The following is a 19,532-nucleotide window of genomic DNA, read 5'->3' as shown; positions in this document are numbered from 1 at the left end:
GAATATTATACTGTATGGTAACAATTCTATTTCAGCCTCATCCCCAAGAAGAAATCTGTGCATTGGTGGACTTCCGCCGAACCTTGATTCGCCTTCAACATGCCGGGAAGCCCTTGCCGCATCACCGCTTATAGTCGGACAGGCTGCGCTTGCCGCTCAAGTATTCTCCGATCAAAGCTTTCCTGTTCTTAAAATCATTCATCCGGTTGCGGGGGATACTGCCGCCGCGCGGCGCCACAACCTTGGCGGGATTCACGTATTTACCGTTCTGCTTGAGGCGGAAATCCAGATGCGGGCCGGTGGCATACCCGGTTGCGCCCACATAGCCGATGACCTGCCCCTGCTTGACCCGCGCCCCGCGCTTGGCTCCGGACGCAAACCCGGAAAGATGCGAATACATGGACTCCAGCCCGCCGGAATGCTTGAGGATGACCATGTTCCCAAAACCGTTCCCCCACCCGGCCTTTTCGATCGTGCCGTCGCCGACGGCCTTGACCGGGGTTCCGGTGGGAGCCGCGTAATCGACGCCCTGATGCGGCTTATGGGTTTTAAAAATCGGATGTTTGCGGTTCATGGAATATCCCGAGGAAATCCGCGTGAACGCCAGCGGAGCCTTCAGGAGGGTCTTTTTGAGGCTTTCGCCCTTGGCGTTGAAGAAGGCTTCGCCGTCTTCCGTGGCGAAGTTATAGGCTTCGTACGTTTTCCCCTGATTGGTGAACGTCGCCCCGAGCACTTTGCCGTAGCCCTTAAAATCATTTTCCCGGAACCGCTTTTCAATCAACAGGGAAAAACTGTCACCTTCGCGCAAGTCTTTAATAAAGTTGATCTCAGAGCCGAAAATATCCGCAATGCGCACGGCCAGAATGGGCGATTCACCGGTTGAGGCCAGTGTCTCGAACAAGCTGGAGCGGATGGTTCCGCTCACGCGCACCAGGCTGAAATCATAGACTATCGGCTCGACGTGAGCGACAAGCCCCTCATCCGTTTTCGTGACAATGAGCTTCTTGCGATCGTTGATCTCGTATTCGAAGCGCTCCATGTCCTTGCCGTCCGGGGAGCAGACCAGCGTGTAGGGTTGCCCTGTGCGGAGGTTGTTGAGCGGGTGAAGCTTTTGCGTCACACTCAGAAGCTGTTGCACTGAACTTGCTGACATATATGGTGAAAGCAGTTCTGAGGCACTGTCGCCCTTGGCGATGACGCCGTTGATGACGGAAGGATCGGACGGCGGTTCCTGCTCCAGCGGAACCTGCTGCATCTCGGAAACGACGGCGGCTTCACCTTCCGGCATCTCCTGAGCGAGAGGCTCCTCGGGAAGCACCGCAACAGCGCTCTTTGCCCTTTCCCATAAGGCAAAAAGGGAAGGAGTCACCTGATCTTGAAGGCGTTGCGCCACAGAAGACACCGCGACGGGCTGGCTCTCGGGGATCAGCAGAGAGGCTTCCCGCCGACTGTTGACAAGATACATCGCTCCCACAACGAGGAAGAGGCAGATAAAACTGATGAGTATGGTGCCTGCGGAAAAGGTATTTCGCAAGGGAAGAACCACGCTGTCAGAAGTGGATAGGCATACGCCGGGTACGACACAGTTCAATTTTTTGTATGAGAAAAAGTCTTATCTTGTATTGTATCAACCTGTTACGCTATTGTCCAGATCCGGGGTCCGCAGGAGACATGCCCTGCAATACGGGGAGCTTCCGGGCTGTCTCCGCTCTCTTCTGCGCTGAAACGTTTTCCGGTGGGGCCGGTTCCCCCCTCCCCCGGGAGCATGGATGAAGGCATCCCGCTCCGGAAACGCCAGGCCCGTTTCCTGTAAGAATTCCACATTTTCTCAGGGGAGGTTCAACAACTTATCCACAGGGGCTCTTTGCTTGTGTAACGTACTTTTTTCTGATATGTTTTCTCCGTTGGAAACAAAGCGTTTTCGCCTCCGTTTTTCACCATCTTTTTCAGCCTGACTCAGGCTCTGGCCCCTGTGGAGCTTCGCAACGCCGTGTCCAAAGAAACGTTACGCAAATACCTCCTCACGTCTTCAGCCGAAGCGATCCCTCAAGCGCGCTCGTCCCTGCTCTCCTGCTTCACCAACGCCGAGAACCCCAAACCCCAGCTTCAGGAGCGTCTTTCCGCCGCTGGCGAAGCGTTGGAGTCGTGCTCGGAAACCGCGTTGCAGAGCTGGTTTGATCCTCTTGAAATCCTGTTGGATCAAGAAGCGGGAACGCTGGCTGTCCGTTTCCCCCACGCCTTCTTCGCCATACGCTTCTCCAGCCTGTTCCAGAAACTGTTCGAAAAAAAGGCCCGTGAACTTTGGGGAAAAGGGCTTTCCATCACGTACGGCGCGGGAAAGTTCACTCCGGCGCCCCCCGTGCCCTTCGTCCAGCCCGCTCCCGAAAGCCGGCAGGACGCCCTCCATCCCGCCGTGGCCAACCCGATGCCTTTCGGGGAAGAATGGACCTTCGACACGTTCATCGGCAACGGGAAGCACAAATGGGCCTTGAGCCTTGCCCGCGACATCACCCGGCGCGCCGTCTACCGGGCCACGCATGGTCGTGCGCCTTCGCTCGACGACATAGGCGAAGCCCCGGGCCTGCTGGTGCTCTGCGGCCCTCACGGGACCGGCAAGACCCATCTGCTCCGGGCCATTGGCAATGAACTCTTCCGCACGCTCGGGAGCGATCTCTACTACGCTTCCCTGAGCGATTTGGAATTGCTGTTCGCCGGGCGTTCGGTCCTCGCCGCCCGTCAGGAACTGCTCTCCAAAGAAGCCATTCTTATCGATGATTTCCAGCACCTGAGCCGTATTCCCGACAAGACGCCCACCACGGCGTCCCGGTTCCGCGCCCAGATTGTCGCCGAGCCGGAGCAGCCCGCCGGGCCGTCCGTGCGCGAGGAGCTCTGCCTCCTGCTGGATCGCTTCATGGATCAGGGCAAACCCGTCATCGTGGCGGGCGTGGGGCGCCCCAAGGAATGGAGCCTCGGCAAGGCACTGCTTTCGCGCCTCGAAACCGGCCTCTGGGCGGAACTCCCCGAGCCGGATCTCGACGTGCGCCTGCGCTACGCCCAGCAACAGGCCAAATTCCGCCGCCTGCCCCTGTCCAGAGAGCAGCTGCTGCTCATCGCGCAGCACTGTCCGGATGTCCGGCGGCTTTCCGGCGTCATCCTCCGGGTGGCGTCCCACCGCTCCCTGCTCGGCCGCGATCTTTCCGAACAGGATATGCTCAACATCGTGCGGCAGGGCGGCGAGAGCTCCGCGCTGACCCCTCAGCTCATCGTCAGCATCGTCGGTGAGCACTGCGGCGTCCCGGCCAAGGAAATCCTCGGTGAGAAGCGCCGCCCGGATCTCGTGCAGGCCCGCCAGCTCGCCATGTACTTGTGCCGCGAACTGCTTGGCCATTCCTATCCCGTCATCGGGCGCATGTTCGGCGGAAAGGATCACAGCACGGTGATGCACGGGGTGAAAAAAATAAAATTATTACAGGAAAGTGATCGACTTGCGCACAGCATGGTGACAGAGCTGACAAAAGCGTGCCTCGAACACCGCGGCTGAGGTTACGAACACGGAAGCTGTTCCCGCCGTTCCTAACCAGCCGAACGAACTGTAACTAAAAACCAGAGCGATTCCACGAAGTTAATCAGGATACGCACATTGCGCGTCTCTTAATAATCTACAACAAGGATCTTCTACATGCTTTTTACCGTAAAGAAAGAGAACATCATCGAAGGCCTTCAGAAAGCGGCGGGCATCATCCCCACGAGAGCGGGTGCGGCTTATCTGCGTTCGCTCTGGATCAAGGCCGAGGGGGAAGTCCTGACCATCATGGCGACCGATGCGAACATCGAGTTCACCGGTACGTATCCCGCCGAGGTGAAGGAACCCGGTCTCGTCGGCGTGAACGGCCGGAACTTTGTGGATCTCGTCCGCCGTCTTCCCGCCGGTGAATTGCGTATCCGGCTTGACGACGCTACGGGCACGGTGATCCTCGAACAGGGCCGCCGTACCTACAAGCTCCCCGCCAACGACCCCACGTGGTTCCAGAGCCTCGCGCCGTTCTCCAGCGAAGGCGCCGTGGTGTGGTCCGGTGATTTCTTCCAGGAAATCATCGACCGCGTGTTTTTCTGCGTGAGCGACGACGAATCTTCCGACGCCATAGCGTGCCTCTACTTCAAGCCCGTTGGCGAAGGCCATATCGAGGTGTGCGGCCTGAACGGCCATCAGTTCGCCCTGACCCGCTTCACGCACGACGATCTGTCCGCCCGCCTTCCCGAAGACGGTGTGCTGATCCAGCGTAAGTACGTCGGCGAACTCCGGAAGTGGCTCGGCGGCGATGAGATCGAAGTCAACCTGACGGACAAGCGCCTTTTCGTGCGTTCGGGCGACGGGCATGAAACCCTCAGCCTTCCCCGCGCCGGATACGCCTACCCCGATTACTCGCCGTTCATGACCCGTCTGGCGAGCCCCGACGTGTCCCTGCTCAAGCTGAGCCGGAAGGACTGCCTCGACGCGCTCGATCGTATCAGCATCTTCAACACGGAGAGCGATCGGTGTACGTATTTCGAACTGTCCAGCGCCGAGGCCATGCTTTCCGCGCAGGGGCAGGACACCGGGTCGGCCAACGAGTCCCTTGAAGTCTCCTACAACGGCTCCATCGGGCGCATCGCGTTCCCGACCAAGAACCTGATGGAAATTCTCACGCATTACCAGTCCGGCGAACTTACCCTCACCCTCACCGGGGCCGAGGGGCCCTGCGGCATCAACGGCACGGAAGATCCCGATTACACCGTGCTGATCATGCCCATGAAAATCGCCGAAGAAAGCTATTACGAAGAAAACTAGAGCGTGCTATACTGGAGGAGCGCTTCGGGATGGAAGCGCTCCTCAATTCCCCTTTTCCTGAATGCTTGGAATAGGGGGATGGTCCTCTCATTCCGTCTATGGTATTGTTTCTTTCTAGTCACAACCTTTATCCCCGCTTTGGAACGTTCAGCTTTGAAGAGGGACATCTTCAGGAGCCGCCTCATGCCGCATACCTTCCCGGGCACGCGGCATGAGGCGGCCTCTGAGGGGCCCGGGGGCTTTTCCCGGGTAAAGGCCGAAGGGGCGTGGCCTCGCGGAGGCCGCGTTTGCGGACCGTCTGCGGCAGCCCTTTGCCGCCGGAGGCGCCACAACCAACATATGGATTCACGAGCCTATGACAGCCAACGCGAACGCTTATACAGCTGATTCAATCACTATTCTTGAAGGTCTCCAGGCCGTGCGGAAACGCCCGGCCATGTACATCGGCAGCACGGATTACCGTGGTTTGCATCACCTCGTGTACGAAGTGGTGGACAACTCCATCGACGAAGCGATGGCGGGCTACTGCACGCGCATCGAAGTCGTGCTCCACATGGACAACAGCGTCACGGTCCGCGACAACGGGCGCGGCATCCCCGTGGACATCCACCCCAAGGAAAAGGTCCCCGCCGTTCAGGTGGTCATGACCAAGCTCCACGCGGGCGGCAAGTTCGACAACTCCGCCTACAAGGTGTCGGGCGGCCTGCACGGCGTGGGCGTCTCCTGCGTCAACGCGCTTTCCGAGCGCCTTGAGGTGACCGTCCGCCGGGACGGGAAGCGCTGGAAGCAGGTGTACAGCCGGGGCGTGCCGCAAGAGGAGCTCCAGTACATCGGCGAGTCCGACAGCCACGGCACGACCGTCCGCTTCAAGCCCGACGAAACCATTTTCGAGACCACGGAATTCTCCTACGACACCCTCAAGAAGCGTTTTGAGGAGCTGGCGTATCTGAACAAGGGCCTCCAGATCGAGTGCCGCGACGAGCGCACCAGCGAAGTCCATCTGTTCCATGCCGAGGGCGGCATCCACCAGTTCGTGAAGGATCTGAACTCCGGCGAAGTGGGCATCCACTCCATCGTCGACGGGGAAGGCGTGGCCGACGGCGTTTCCGTAGAGTTCGCCATCCAGTACAACGCGGGCTACAAGGAAAACATGTATACCTTCGCGAACAACATTCGCACGAAGGAAGGCGGTACGCACCTTGCCGGGTTCAAGACCGCGCTGACCCGCGCCATCAACAACTACATCAAGAGCCAGCCCGATCTGACCAAGAAGATGAAGGGGCAGGCCCTTTCCGGCGACGACGTCCGCGAAGGGCTGACCGCTGTGCTCAGCGTGAAGCTCCCCCAGCCGCAGTTCGAAGGGCAGACCAAGACCAAGCTCGGCAACAGCGAGGTCGCGGGCATCGTGGGCGGCGTGGTGTACGGCAAGCTCGACACCTATTTTCAGGAGAACCCCAAAGACGCCCGCCTGATCATCGACAAGGCCGTGGACGCCTCCCGCGCCCGCGATGCGGCCCGCCGTGCCAAGGAGCTTGTCCGCCGCAAGGGCGCCCTTTCGGACAACGCGCTGCCCGGCAAGCTGGCCGACTGCCAGAGCAAGGACCCGGCGGATTCCGAACTGTTCATCGTGGAAGGTGACTCCGCAGGCGGTTCGGCCAAGCAGGGGCGCAACCCGAACACGCAGGCCATTCTGCCCCTGCGAGGCAAGATCCTGAACACGGAACGCACCCGCTTCGACAAGATGCTCGCCAACAAGGAAGTCAAGGCGCTCATCACCGCGATGGGCGCGGGCATCGGCGAGGAGGACACCGATTACGACAAGCTGCGGTACCACAAGATTGTCATCATGACCGACGCCGACGTGGACGGCGCGCACATCCGTACGCTCCTCCTGACCTTCTTCTTCCGCAACTACGCGGGGCTCATCGACCGCGGCTACCTGTACATCGCGCAGCCGCCGCTGTACCGGGCGCACAACAGCAGGATGGAGAAGTTCATCAAGGACGATTACGAGCTGAACGCCTTCCTGATGCAGCGCGTGAGTGACGACATGGAAGTGGAGGCCCCTAACGGCACGCTCTTCCGGGGTGAGGAGATCAAGGCCCTCATGGGGCAGATCGAAAACATTTCCCACCGAGTGCGCGATGCCGAGCTGGCGGGCATCAACCGGGATCTTTTCCTCGCCCTTGTCGACGTGGAGGACCGCGTCACACCGGATTGCCTCACTTCCGGAACGCGTTGCTACGACTTCCTCAAGGAGCGTGGTTACGAACTGACAACGGAGACGGAAGCGCACGAAGACGGCGATCGCGTCTTTGCGCTCATCGAGAACGCCAACGGCCACCGCACGCGGGTATCCGTCGAGTTCTTCATCTCCAAGATGTACCTCAACTCATGGGAAGCCCTCGACGCCATCCGGCAGAAGTGCGGCGGCCTCAGCTTCATGCTTCGCAACAAGGAGCAGGAATATGCGGCGTCGGACATTTTCGACCTGCACGCCCTGACGCTTGAGGAAGCACGGAAGGGGCTCAATATCCAGCGTTACAAGGGCCTCGGTGAAATGAATCCCGAACAGCTCTGGGTAACGACCATGAACCCCGAGAACCGTACCCTGCTGCGCGTGACCGTCGAGGACGCCGAAGCCGCCAGCGATACGTTCGAGCAGCTCATGGGCGACCGCGTCGAGCCGCGCCGCGAGTTCATCGAGCGCAACGCCCTCACCGTGCGGGATTTGGATATTTAGTGAAACCGGGGGAGGAGAGAGGGAACCCTTCGGAGAAGGGCTCCCTCTCTCCTCCCCCGGCCCCCCTCTCCCTCCTAAGACTTTTACGTTCAGGGCGAGGGAAGGGCCGCGATAGGGGATGGTTTCATCCTTCGTGCATATTTGACAAGCAGGTACTTGGGTGGCGGAACAATGCCGGAAACGGCCTGTTCCGACCCCCTCGTGGCGGTGGACGGAATGGCGTAGCCGTTGCGCCCACCGCTCCGAGGGGGTCCGGGGGGAATGATTCCCCCCGGCCGCCGGAGGCGCTGCCTTCGAGGATACTATGTCTCAGAATGTGAATATCGAACACGAAATGCGCAAATCGTACCTGGAGTACTCGCTCAGCGTCATCATCGGGCGAGCCATCCCGGACGTCCGCGACGGCCTGAAACCGGTACACCGGCGCATCCTGTTCGCGCAGCAGGAACTGGCGAACAGCTACAACCGCCCTCCGAAGAAGTGCGCGCGCATCGTAGGCGACGTCATCGGTAAGTACCACCCGCACGGTGATTCCGCCGTGTACGACGCCCTCGTCCGCCTGGCACAGGACTTCTCCATGCGCGATCCGCTGGAAGACGGGCAGGGCAACTTCGGCTCCATCGACGGCGACGCCGCGGCGGCCATGCGTTACACCGAAGTCCGCATGTCCCGTCTGGCGAGCGAATTCCTCAACGACATCGACAAGGAAACCGTCGATTTCCGGCCCAACTACGACAACACGCTGGCCGAGCCCGTGGTCCTGCCCACGAAGGTTCCCAACTTGTTGCTGAACGGTTCGTCCGGCATCGCCGTCGGCATGGCGACGAACATCCCGCCGCACAATCTGAGCGAGCTGTCGGACGCCCTGCTCATGCTCATCGACGATCCGGAAAGCTCCGTCGAGGACCTGATGGACGTCGTGCAGGGGCCGGACTTCCCCACGGGCGGCTACGTCTACGCGGGGCAGGGGCTGTACGACGCCTACACCACCGGGCGCGGTACCGTAAAGGTACGCGGCAAGGTCGAGATCGAGGACCGCAAGAAGGGCTTTCAGTCGCTGATCATCCGGGAGATCCCGTTCGGCCTGAACAAGTCGAGCCTTGTGGAAAAGATCGCGGCGCTGATCAACGACCGCAAGATCGACGGCGTGTCCGACCTGCGCGACGAGTCCGACCGCCGGGGCATCCGCGTGGTCATCGAGCTGAAGCGCGGCACCATGCCCGAGATCGTCATCAACTCGTTGTACAAGTACACGCCGCTGGAAACTTCGTTTGGCATCAATATGCTGGCCGTGGTGGACAACCGCCCCGTGCTGCTGAACCTCAAGACCGCGTTGACCTATTTCCTCGACCATCGCCGCGAAGTGGTGGTCCGGCGTACCAAGTTCGAACTGCGCAAGGCCGAGGCCCGTGCCCATATCTTGGAAGGCCTCCTCAAGGCGCTCGATCATATTGATGAGGTTGTTTCCCTGATCCGCTCCTCGGCGACGCCGCCGGAGGCCAAGGAACGTCTCATGCAGCGCTTCGAACTGTCCGAAGTGCAGGCGCAGGCCATTCTCGACATGCGGTTGCAGCGCCTGACCGGGCTTGAGCGCGGCAAGATCGAAGAAGAACTGCGGGATCTGCTGTCAAAGATCGCGTGGTACCAGTCCATCCTCGGCGACGCCTCCGTGCTCTGGGGCGTCATCCGTGATGAAGTGGAATACATCAAGCAGACCTATTCGACGCCCCGCCGTACGGAAGTCATCCGCGAGGCGCTTTCGAACATCGACATCGAAGATCTGCTGCCCGACGATGACGTGGTCATCACCCTGTCGCGCCGTGGCTACATCAAGCGCACGAGCCTCGGCATCTACCAGCAGCAGCGCCGTGGCGGCAAGGGCGTGGCCGGAGTGCATACCGGCGAAGACGATTTCGTGCAGGAATTCATCACCACGACGAACCACCAGTTCTTGTTGATGTTCACCAACAAGGGCCGTATGCACCAGCTCAAGGTCCATCAGGTGCCGGAAGGCAGCCGGACGGCCAAGGGCGTGCATATCGCCAACCTCGTGCCCATGGAAAAGGACGAGTGGGTCAACACCATCCTGACCGTGCGTGAATTCGCCGAGGACAAGTCGTTCCTCTTCGCCACCCGCCGGGGCATGGTGAAGCGCTCCAGCGCCGCGCTCTATGCCCGGAGCCGCAAGGGCGGCCTTATTGCCGTGGGCCTGCGTGAGGACGACGAGCTCATCATGGTGCGCGAGATCACGGACGACGATTTCGTGGTGCTGGCGACCGCTGACGGCATCGCCATCCGGTTCAGCTGCCGCGACGTCCGCAACATGGGACGCGGGGCCACCGGTGTGAAGGGCATTGCCCTGCGCCACGGCGATACGGTGGTGGCTTGCCTCGTGCTCAAGGAAGACAGCCCGGCGATCATGACCATCTCCGCGCTCGGCTTCGGCAAACGTACCAACGTGGATCTCTACCGCGTGCAGAGCCGGGGCGGAAAGGGGATCATCAACTTCAAGGTCACGCCGAAGACGGGCCCGGTCATCGGTGCCAAGTCGGTTCTTGATGACGAGGCGCTCGTGCTGCTGACCTCCACCAACAAGATCATCCGTATGGGCGTGGATGAAATCCGTTCTGTGGGCCGCGCCACCATCGGCGTGCGTCTGGTGAAGCTGGACGACGGCGCCCGCGTGGTCGGCTTTGATACGGTCAACTCCGACGCGGATGCGGAAGGCGAAGAAGCCTTGTAAAAAAATGCCTGACGGTATAGAAACATCCTGAAAAGAGGGCCCCTTGCTTCGGTTGTTCCGAAAAAAGGGGCTCTCTTGCTGTGAAGTTGGAGGATGCTGCGGCCATACGGAGTACGCTTTGCATGGCCTCTGTCCGCCGTTGTGTGTTCATTGCAAAACAAGAGGAGATTGGCGCATGAAGTATTTGGGCGTCGCCGGGGTATTGCTCGGCCTGTCGTTGCTGGGCGTCCCCGCGCTGGCTGACGAAGCGAAACAGCCGGTCCCGCGCGTCGGGCAGGTCGTTATTGAGAGCATGGGGCCCGCGTCCGGCACAATCCCCAAGGGCAAGCTGGCGACCATCGTCAACTACATCCACGCCGACAAGCACACATGGTATAAAAAGGGTTCCCGGCACACGGCCAAGTATCCCTTTAATAAGGGGACGCAGCGGAATCTGCATGACCGGTTTGTCCTCAAGATGCGTTATGGGCTTGGCGACGGCTACGACGTGCGTTTCGCCACGCCCATTGTGATGAACAATTTCCGTGCCCACAGCACCCTCACGCCCAACAGTGTCAGCAGCAAGAGCGGCATCGGCGACACCACGTTTGTCCTGCACAAGCAGTTTTTGAGCCAGCGGGAAGGTTCCCCCGTCGACGTGGCGTGGGATCTCGGCGTCTGGACGCCCACGGGCAGCACGTCCGACGACGGCGTGGGCACAGGCGCTTGGGGCGCGATGGCGGGCCTCGGCGTGGGGCACGCCTTTGACGGAGGGCGGCAATTCGTCGAAGGCGAGATTATGTATTTGTATCGTGGGGTAGGGCATACCTCCCGCGTCGACGTCAGCGACGTATTCCGTCTGAACGGGCGTTACGTCTATGCGCTCTCCCAAAACTGGGACATGGGCGTCGAGACGCAGTTCGAGTATAATACGGATTCCCGCCGTTACGGGCATTCCAAAGACGACGCCAGCACGACATGGTTCGCCGGGCCGTCCGTGACCTTGAAGCTGCCCGAGTACAATGCCTCGCTCGGCGTGAGCGCCCAGTTCAGCCTTTATCAGAATTATGATGCCGTGGCCCGCATCGGGAACGTCGATTACCCCACCGCCGCCTCCCTCGGCGAGCGTTGGAAGCTTGAAGCGAAGCTGGCGATAGTGTTTTAGTACAGGCCGGTTTTGGAGAGGAGAAAGGCATTGGGGAGGGGAAGGGGAAACTTTCTTCAGAAAGTTTCCCCTTCCCCTCCCCAAACCCCACCCCATCCTCTTCAAAGACTTTCGACGTTATCGAATCCCTGTTCGCAGGGATTTTCGTGTGGGCCGAAAGAGGGGGGGGCGTTTTGGGAAAAGGCAGGGTGTGGTTCTCTTTTGGTGGAAAGAGAATCGCATTTTTTTTAGATGGCAAAGGGAGAAGAGGGAAGGTAAAACAACAAAGGCTTGCCTCCCGTTGCTTTTTTCCTTAGGACCTCAGAAAAAGAACATAATCTCCGAATCCCGCAGAACCTCCGGAGGAAGGGTAAAGCCCTTCACGCTTCCGGCGGTACTGAGGGCGTTTTGGGGGAATTCGACCCAAAGGGCGGCGACGCCGTGGCCGTTGGGCGGACTTGCGGGCCTTTACGGGGAGTGCAAGCGATTTCTCTAAAACAGGGTAAGGGGTGTCCCTTGCCGCCGGAGGCGTACCTCAATACGGAGCGACCATGTCCGATCAGTTTCCGACCTACCGGGCGCAGATGGAATACGTGTGCCTCGGCTGTGGGGCCCGTCACCCCATTGATGAATTGCTGTATACGTGCCCGAGCTGCGGTGGCGTATTCCTGCTTGAAGACACGACCTTCGACAAACTGAAGGAACACGGCGGCGCATATTGGCGCAACCTGTTCGACAGCCGGGCCGCCACCCGGAACACGGCCCTGCGCGGCGTGTTCCGGTTTTATGAGCTGATGGCCCCCGTGCTGGAGCAGGAAGACATCCTGTATCTCGGCGAAGGGAACACCCCGGTCGTGGACGGCGCTCCCGAACTCCAGAAGAAGCTGAACGCCTCGTTCGCGTTCAAGAACGACGGCCAGAACCCGAGCGCTTCCTTTAAGGATCGCGGCATGGCCTGCGCGTACAGCTATTTGCGTGCGCTTGTACGCAAGCACGGATGGGATGAGGTGCTGACCATCTGCGCCTCTACCGGGGATACGTCGGCTGCCGCGGCTTTGTACGGCGCGTATGTGGGGCATCCCATCAAGACCGCCGTGTTGCTGCCGCAGGGCAAGGTGACGCCTCAGCAGCTTTCCCAGCCCCTCGGCTCCGGTGCGACCGTGCTTGAGGTGCCCGGCGTATTCGACGACTGCATGAAGGTCGTCGAGCATCTGGCCGAGCACTACCGCGTGGCCCTGCTCAATTCGAAGAACAGCTGGCGCATCCTTGGGCAGGAATCCTATGCCTATGAAGTCGCCCAGTGGTTCAACTGGGATCTGGCGGGCAAGGTCCTGTTTGTTCCGGTGGGCAACGCCGGGAACATCACGGCGGTCATGTCCGGCCTGCTCAAGATGCGCCGTCTTGGCATCATTTCCGATTTGCCGCGCCTGTTCGGGGTGCAGTCCGAACACGCCGACCCGGTGTGGCGTTATTACAGCAAGCCCAAGGCCGAACGTGTGTACAATCCCGTGACCGTCCGCCCGAGCGTGGCGCAGGCAGCCATGATCGGCAACCCGGTGTCCTTCCCCCGCGTGAAGGCGCTCGTCGACGCCTACGAGGCTGCGGGCGGCGAATTCGGCGTGGTTCAGGTGACCGAGCAGGCCATCATGGATGCGACCATCCTCGCCAACCGGCATGGGCATATCGTGTGCACGCAGGGAGGCGAATGCCTTGCCGGTCTGCTCAAGGCCCGCGAAGAGGGCAGGGTGGCCGCCGGAGAAAAGGCGGTGCTCGATTCGACGGCGCACGCGCTCAAATTTGCGGGATTCCAGAATATGTATTTTACCGGCACGTTCCCGCCGGAATACGGCGTCGCGCCTGACGCGAGCCTCGCCAACCGGCCTTCGCTGGTGGTCGATGCCGCCGAGAAGGCGCGGCTCTCCGCTGAGGAGTTTACCAGGGCCGCCGCGAAGGCTGTCGCCGAGCGCTTGGAACTTGCCGGAAAATGATTATTGTCTGGACAGGGCGGTGTCGAAACGGGAGAAAAGCCGTTGCCGGGAGAGCCTTGGCAGCGCGCGGAAACAAGGGCCGCAAGGCTTTCCCGTCGTTTCTCAAAACACTTGACACCCTCCTGTTCGGACGCTAAGGCAAGGATGACGGCACGACAGTGCCTGTGGTCGAGAAACTCAGGATCGTTTGATCCAAAACTTGGAGGAAATGACAATGTCTTGGAATGTTACTGTTGACGCTGACAAGTGCGTGGGTTGTGGCGAATGCGTGGACGTCTGTCCTGTTGAAGTGTACGAAATGACCGACGGCAAATCCAGCCCGGCCCATGCCGAAGAATGCCTCGGCTGTGAGTCCTGTGTCGAAGTGTGCGAACACGACGCCATCAATGTTGAAGAAAACTAAGCATTGAAATGCCGCCGTCCGCGATTGCGGGCGGCGGTTTGTGCGAGAGGAAGGAGCTTTTTTTCAAGAGGCCCCTTCCTTTTTTTACACTCTTACCTATTATAGATCCTATGATCAACATCATGCCCGAGCTTACCCCTGTGTTCACTGCGTACGAGGCACTTGTTGCTGAAGCCGACGCGGTGTTTGCCCGCGTTGGCGAGATGCACCCGGACTGCGTGACCTGCAAGCCCGGTTGCAGTGATTGCTGCCACGCCATGTTTGACCTTTCGCTTGTCGAAGCCATGTACCTGAACGCGCGGTTCATCGAAAAGTACGACTTCGGCCCCGAGCGTTCCCGTATCCTTGAGAACGCCGGGAGTGTGGATCGCAAGCTGACTCGTATGAAGCGCGACTATTTCCGCGAGCTGCGCGATGCCAAAGGTTCTGAAGACGCCATGGAGCACATCATGGAAGAGGCCGCCAAGGCCCGCATCCGCTGTCCGCTCCTCGATTCGAACGATCAGTGCGTGCTTTATGACTACCGCCCCATCACCTGCCGCCTCTACGGCATCCCTACGGCGATAGGCGGCAAGGGGCACGTGTGCGGCCAGTCGAATTTCGCTGCCGGAGCCAGCTATCCGACCGTCCATCTGGACAAGATTCAGGAACGGCTGGACCGCCTCAGCGTGGAAATCCGGGATCGCGTGCAGTCCCGGTTCAAGGAGCTGCATGAGGTCTTCGTGCCCGTGTCCATGGCGCTTCTCACCAACTACGACGACGCTTATTTGGGTATAGGCCCGGCGCCCAAGGAGTCTTGATGATTTCCGCCACCATGTTTCGAGACAGCACCAAGCAGGAGCTGACCGAGGAGCAGGAACAGCTCAAGCGCGAAATTTACGAGCGCATGAATCCCCGCCGGAGGAAGTTCATCGACCGTATCGGCTACGATGAATGGGATCCCTTCCAGAAGCCCAACGACCCGATGGATATCCGCGTCGATCCGAGCAAGCGCACCACGCAGCAGCTGTTCCGCGGGTTCATGCATTCGCTCGGCGAACGCACCGAGGGCAATGACTTCAACAAAGGCGCTCTCGACTGCGCGCTCGGGATTGTGAACAGAGACGAACGCTACCTCGGCATCTACGAGTTTTGCGTATGGTATTATAAACTCCTGAAGAAAGAGGGACTGATCGATGAAGGACCGGTACGAGAATCTTGACGAGTACATCGCCGACCTGCGGGCCGCGCTCAGCCAGAACGACGGTTGCGCCAATCACCATTACAATCTTGGCGTAGCCTTGCTCAGCAAGGGCGACTTTGTGGCGGCGGAAGAATCGTTTCTCGCCGCGGTCCGCAATTCGTCCCATCTTGCCGAAGCCTACGTGCAGCTTGGCGGCATCTGTCTGCAGCGCGGCGATCTCGAAGGCTGCCTGCGCTACAATGAGGAAGCGGCCAATTGCCGCGCCAAGTTCCCCGTGCCGTGGAGCAACATCGGCTTTGTGCATTTGCAGCGCGGCGAGCCCGAAAAGGCCATCAGCGCCCTGCAAAAGGCTTTGAAATGGGATGCCGAATTCATTCAGGCGATGGCGACTCTCGGCGCTGCCTATTACATGAACGGCCAGTACGACGAGAGCATCAAAATCAGCGAAAAGGCCATTGAAAAGCAGCCCGGATTCGCGCCCGCGTGGAACAATCTGTCCCTCGCGTGGTTTGAAAAGGGCGATTACGACAAGGCCGCCGAATATGCCGACAAGGCCATCGAATTCGGCTTTGATGTGCGCCCCGAATATCTTGAAGAAATCGCCGCCCATCGCAACAAGTAAGGCGGGGGGGGGTAAGAACCGGGGGAGGGAGTTTTTTACAAAAAGCTCCCTCCCCCGGCCCCCCCCACGCAAAAATGTTGACTGGTGGGGAGGTCATGCGGCAGGAGTTCCTGTTATGAAAAAAGGTTCCCGGAATATTCCGGGAACTTTTTTTATGCAGTTGCGAGAGGGGCTCAAGGGCAATGGCTTTTCTGGGATTTTTCATTTTCCCTGAAACCGTCAGCAGATATTCGATGACGTTGGCGTTTTTGGAGGGGAAGGGATGGTGTGAGCCGTGCTGGCAGGGCAGGGGAAGGGAACACATTTCTCCAGCAGATGTTTGCCTTCTCCAGTTTTCTCTTTTTTCAATTGGGAGACGTAAAAAATCCTGATGCGAGAGAATCGCATCAGGATTTTTGTAAGCACAACAGATGGACTGTTCTGAATCTGTTCTATGGGGACGGGTTACATGTTATTCTTGGGATTCAGACGTTTTTTTCTGTTGAGATGCAGCATTATCGTGCTTTTTAGTGGCTTTTTTCTGCTGCTTTGTGTTCGCATGTTGAGCGTTTTTCTTTTCCTGCTTCTTTACGGCGTGAGGAGCTTTCTTTTGCTGATGTGTGGCAGGGTCCTGTACTGCCTGTTCATTGGCAGTTGCCATGCCGTTATTGGCTTCAGCAGCGAAGGTCGTTCCACAAGTTGCAGTCATACCAAAGAACGCGAGAGCCAAAAGTGCAATCATTTTTTTCATAAAAGGTACTCCTTGGGCGCGACTTTTGTCACCCTTCCTTTGATAAGTCAATAGATTTTTTTTATACGTAACATGCCGTAGCATTACGTGATTTTTCCCGAAAAAAGTGCTGAAGGGGAGCTTGCGCGGGGAGGTTTGAGGAGGGCTCCAAAAGATAAGGTGCAGGACGACGACAGCCGCGGCGAAGCCATCCGCCGCGGCTGTCGTATCTACTTATAACTATATGGGAATTTAATACCAAATGCTCTTTAGCTGATCCTTGGTATAGCCCTTGCCTTCCATGCACCATTCGAAATAGTTACTCCACGGGAGCTGATCGCTCCATGAATAGCGGCTCCCGCCGATCATGGAGTTGGTCTGCTCGGTGCAGGAACGCTGCGCATCCTGAAAGGCTTGTTCTTCAGGGGTAAGGGACTTGGTGGCGCAGCCGCCGAGCATGAGGAGGGCAGTGACAAAAATGGCGGTCTTCAACATGGTATTCATAGTATCCTCCTGAAATAAATAAAAACTCTGAAACAGCAGGCTGACAATGGCTTTTTCTCTCCGTGTAGTGGAATATACGGTGAATCTACGGGACATCAATGAAAATCATCTTGATAATAACCTAGTTGGGTGATTTCAGAAGCGTATCGGGACGTATTTACAACGTGCCCTTTTTCTATCACACTGGAACCCTGCCTGAAAACAGGCTGTAAAAAGAAACCACTGCTCTCGGCGGCGCATGGGGCCCCGACGGCACTCCCGTGAACGGAAGGAGCAATACTGCATGTGCGGAATTATTGGTTATGCCGGTCATCGTCCGGCAGTTCCGGTCATCATCGAAGGCTTGCGGCGCCTTGAATACCGCGGGTACGACTCCGCTGGAGTCGGTTTTATTCAGGGGAGGGAGCTCAAGGTCATCAAGGCTGAGGGCAAATTGGCGGCTCTGGAAGAAAAGCTCGCCCATTACCCCAATACGGTCGCCATGAACGGTATCGGGCATACGCGCTGGGCCACGCACGGCGTGCCCGCCGAACGCAATGCCCATCCTCATATCGGCGGCGACAACGAACTCGCCATCATCCACAACGGCATTATTGAAAATTTTCAGGAGCTGAAGGAAGGCCTGCTCGCCAAGGGCTATGTCTTTAAATCCGAAACCGATACGGAAGTCCTGGCCCATCTCATCGCGGAAGGCCGCAAGCACAACCCCACGCTGCTTGAAGCCTTTGCCTGGGCTCTGCGTCAGGCCCACGGCGCGTATGCCGTGGCGGTGATCTGCCCCGATGAGCCGGGGACCATCCTTTCCGCGCGCATGTCCGCTCCCCTGATCCTCGGCGTGGGTGTGGGCGAGCATTTCATTGCTTCGGATATCCCTGCGTTCCTGCCCTATACGCGTGACGTCGTTTTTCTGGAGGACGGCGAAATCGTCCGTATCACGGACGCCACGTGGCAGGTGCTGTCTCTCGATACGCTCGAGCCCGTCCAGAAGGAAGTGCAGACCGTCCAGTGGGACATGCAGGCCGCACGGAAAGGCGGGTTCAAGCACTTCATGCTCAAGGAAATATTTGAACAGCCCAAGGTTATCTCGGATTGCCTTGCCGGGCGGGTGGACGAAGAGAAGGGTATGGTCGTGCTGCCGGAGCTCGACGGTCTTCCCGTCCCCTCGCGTCTGCGGATCATTGCCTGCGGGACCTCGTACCATGCGGGCATGTGGGGGCAGCACCTGCTTGAGAACTGGGCGCGTATGCCGGTCGTCCCGGAAATCGCGTCCGAGTTCCGGTACCGCAACGTTATCCTTGAGCCTGACGACATGGTCCTTGTGATCAGCCAGTCCGGGGAAACGGCGGATACGCTTGCGGCGCTCCGGCTCGCCAAGGAAAAGGGCTGTATCGCCATCGCGCTGTGCAACGTCGTGGGATCGTCCATCCCGCGTGAGGCCGATGCGGTGATCTATACGCAGGCCGGACCGGAAATCAGCGTGGCATCCACCAAGGCCATGTGCAGCCAGATGGTCATCATGGCGCTCATCGCGCTCTATTACGGACAGCGTAAGGGGTTGCTTGACGCCAAGACCCGCCATGAAGCGCTCGCCGCCCTGCACGGCTTGCCGAAGCAGATCGAGGATGCCCTGCCCGCCATGCGGGAAACGGCACAGATGCTGTCCCCGCTGTATGCGTCCGCGCACAGCTTCTTCTATCTGGGGCGCGGCCATGCCTTCCCCCTCGCGCTGGAAGGCGCTCTCAAGTTGAAGGAAATTTCCTACATCCACGCGGAGGGGTATGCCTCCGGAGAGATGAAGCACGGGCCCATCGCCCTGATTGAACCGGAATTCCCGACCTTTGCGCTTGCCTTCAATGATGCGTTGTTTCCGAAGGTCAAATCGAATATCGTGGAAGTGCAGGCCCGCCGCGGTCCGGTCATCGCGCTGGCCAACCCCGGAGCGGATCTGCATGTGGAGCATCTATGGACGATTCCCTCCGCGTGGGGCCCGTTCAACGCCTTTTTGGCGCTTCCGGCCATGCAGTTGTTCAGCTATGAAATGGCCGACTATCTCGGCAAAGACGTGGATCAGCCCAGAAACCTCGCCAAGAGCGTGACTGTCGAATAACCGGCATCCGGCGAGGGCTTCCTGACCGTCGCCGAATACCTCCCAAAGGAAAAGGAAGGCGGCGGAGCATCGTTGATGTTCCGCCCTGTTTCATTCGGAACGTTTTCATGGAAAGCCGCCTTCGGAGAAGGGACTTCTCCAACGAACCTTCAAAAAAAGGAATGGTCATGCATACCACGGAAGGACTCGTGTCCAAGCCCTGTGCGGGTAGTGTGGAAACAGTCTGGAATCGTTTGCTTGAAACGCTCAAGACCTTGAACGTTCCGTTGTTCGCTACGGTGGACCACGCCGCCAACGCGCGTGCCGCCGGGTTGTTCATGCCCGAAACCCGCGTCGCCTTTTTCGGTAAGCCCGCGGTCGGGACGCATCTGATGCTGGAGCGCCCCGAGGTTGCCCTCGAGCTGCCTCTGCGCATCGTGATTTCCGAAGTCCCCGGCGAAGGGACGATGCTTTTCATGCCCGACATCCTTTGGCTTGCCCATCGCTACGGCATTGATCCGCAGCTCGACAGCCTCAGGAAGACCCTTGGTTTTATGGCCCTTGTTTCCGACAAGGTTTGTGGGGATTAGGGGATGAACC

General features: G+C 59.1%; 15 protein-coding genes. 12 read left to right on the top strand and 3 right to left on the bottom strand.

Features of this window, described 5'->3' with window-relative positions:
* Positions 1 to 121 precede the first annotated feature (121 nt).
* The gene (locus HMPREF0178_RS08635) at positions 122 to 1,534 is read right to left on the bottom strand and encodes a M23 family metallopeptidase (RefSeq protein ID WP_232281242.1); all 1,413 of its coding nucleotides are present in this window, start codon (positions 1,532 to 1,534) and stop codon (positions 122 to 124) included.
* Positions 1,535 to 1,990: 456 nt separating this feature from the next.
* Between HMPREF0178_RS08635 and HMPREF0178_RS08630 the strand changes: the two genes are divergently transcribed.
* The 10 genes from HMPREF0178_RS08630 to HMPREF0178_RS08580 all read left to right on the top strand — a co-directional run bounded on the left by HMPREF0178_RS08630 (position 1,991) and on the right by HMPREF0178_RS08580 (position 15,633).
* Positions 1,991 to 3,541, top strand: coding sequence for a helix-turn-helix domain-containing protein (locus HMPREF0178_RS08630; protein WP_232281241.1), 1,551 nt, complete (start codon positions 1,991 to 1,993; stop codon positions 3,539 to 3,541).
* Between the two features lie 138 nt (positions 3,542 to 3,679).
* Positions 3,680 to 4,828, top strand: a complete 1,149-nt coding sequence (dnaN, locus tag HMPREF0178_RS08625; RefSeq protein ID WP_009380179.1) for a DNA polymerase III subunit beta — start codon at positions 3,680 to 3,682, stop codon at positions 4,826 to 4,828.
* Between the two features lie 355 nt (positions 4,829 to 5,183).
* Positions 5,184 to 7,571: a DNA topoisomerase (ATP-hydrolyzing) subunit B gene (gyrB, locus tag HMPREF0178_RS08615; protein ID WP_009380177.1), complete on the top strand. Its 2,388-nt coding sequence runs from the start codon at positions 5,184 to 5,186 to the stop codon at positions 7,569 to 7,571.
* Positions 7,572 to 7,875: 304 nt separating this feature from the next.
* Positions 7,876 to 10,314, top strand: coding sequence for a DNA gyrase subunit A (gyrA, locus tag HMPREF0178_RS08610; RefSeq protein ID WP_009380175.1), 2,439 nt, complete (start codon positions 7,876 to 7,878; stop codon positions 10,312 to 10,314).
* Between the two features lie 175 nt (positions 10,315 to 10,489).
* On the top strand, positions 10,490 to 11,458 hold the full coding sequence (locus HMPREF0178_RS08605; protein ID WP_009380169.1) for a transporter: 969 nt from the start codon (positions 10,490 to 10,492) through the stop codon (positions 11,456 to 11,458).
* A 530-nt stretch (positions 11,459 to 11,988) separates the two neighbouring features.
* Positions 11,989 to 13,425 (top strand): threonine synthase, encoded by a 1,437-nt coding sequence (thrC, locus tag HMPREF0178_RS08600; RefSeq protein ID WP_009380168.1) that lies wholly within the window; start codon positions 11,989 to 11,991, stop codon positions 13,423 to 13,425.
* A gap of 214 nt (positions 13,426 to 13,639) precedes the next feature.
* Positions 13,640 to 13,828, top strand: a complete 189-nt coding sequence (locus tag HMPREF0178_RS08595) for a ferredoxin (protein ID WP_005028128.1) — start codon at positions 13,640 to 13,642, stop codon at positions 13,826 to 13,828.
* A gap of 110 nt (positions 13,829 to 13,938) precedes the next feature.
* Positions 13,939 to 14,628, top strand: coding sequence for a hypothetical protein (locus HMPREF0178_RS08590; RefSeq protein ID WP_005028127.1), 690 nt, complete (start codon positions 13,939 to 13,941; stop codon positions 14,626 to 14,628).
* The gene (locus tag HMPREF0178_RS08585; protein ID WP_005028126.1) at positions 14,628 to 15,029 is read left to right on the top strand and encodes a hypothetical protein; all 402 of its coding nucleotides are present in this window, start codon (positions 14,628 to 14,630) and stop codon (positions 15,027 to 15,029) included. The genes HMPREF0178_RS08590 and HMPREF0178_RS08585 overlap by 1 nt, the downstream gene beginning before the upstream one ends.
* Positions 15,004 to 15,633, top strand: a complete 630-nt coding sequence (locus HMPREF0178_RS08580; protein ID WP_005028125.1) for a tetratricopeptide repeat protein — start codon at positions 15,004 to 15,006, stop codon at positions 15,631 to 15,633. Before HMPREF0178_RS08585 ends, HMPREF0178_RS08580 begins: the two co-directional genes overlap by 26 nt.
* Positions 15,634 to 16,084: 451 nt before the next feature.
* Here the strand turns inward: HMPREF0178_RS08580 and HMPREF0178_RS08575 are convergent, their stop codons facing one another.
* Entirely contained in the window at positions 16,085 to 16,363 is a 279-nt protein-coding gene (locus HMPREF0178_RS08575) for a hypothetical protein (protein WP_009380167.1), read from the bottom strand.
* A 231-nt stretch (positions 16,364 to 16,594) separates the two neighbouring features.
* The gene (locus HMPREF0178_RS08570) at positions 16,595 to 16,846 is read right to left on the bottom strand and encodes a hypothetical protein (RefSeq protein ID WP_009380166.1); all 252 of its coding nucleotides are present in this window, start codon (positions 16,844 to 16,846) and stop codon (positions 16,595 to 16,597) included.
* Between the two features lie 283 nt (positions 16,847 to 17,129).
* On the opposite strand from HMPREF0178_RS08570, the gene glmS reads away from it, so the two are divergent.
* Complete coding sequence (gene glmS / locus HMPREF0178_RS08565; RefSeq protein ID WP_009380164.1) at positions 17,130 to 18,953, top strand: glutamine--fructose-6-phosphate transaminase (isomerizing); 1,824 nt, start codon at positions 17,130 to 17,132, stop codon at positions 18,951 to 18,953.
* A gap of 167 nt (positions 18,954 to 19,120) precedes the next feature.
* The gene (locus tag HMPREF0178_RS08560; protein ID WP_009380162.1) at positions 19,121 to 19,522 is read left to right on the top strand and encodes a DUF302 domain-containing protein; all 402 of its coding nucleotides are present in this window, start codon (positions 19,121 to 19,123) and stop codon (positions 19,520 to 19,522) included.
* The last annotated feature ends 10 nt before the right edge of the window (positions 19,523 to 19,532 follow it).

This window comes from Bilophila sp. 4_1_30, from assembly GCF_000224655.1.
GTDB lineage: Bacteria > Desulfobacterota > Desulfovibrionia > Desulfovibrionales > Desulfovibrionaceae > Bilophila > Bilophila wadsworthia.
Note: the sequence above shows the minus strand (reverse complement) of the source record. Positions and strands in the feature narration are given on the sequence as shown.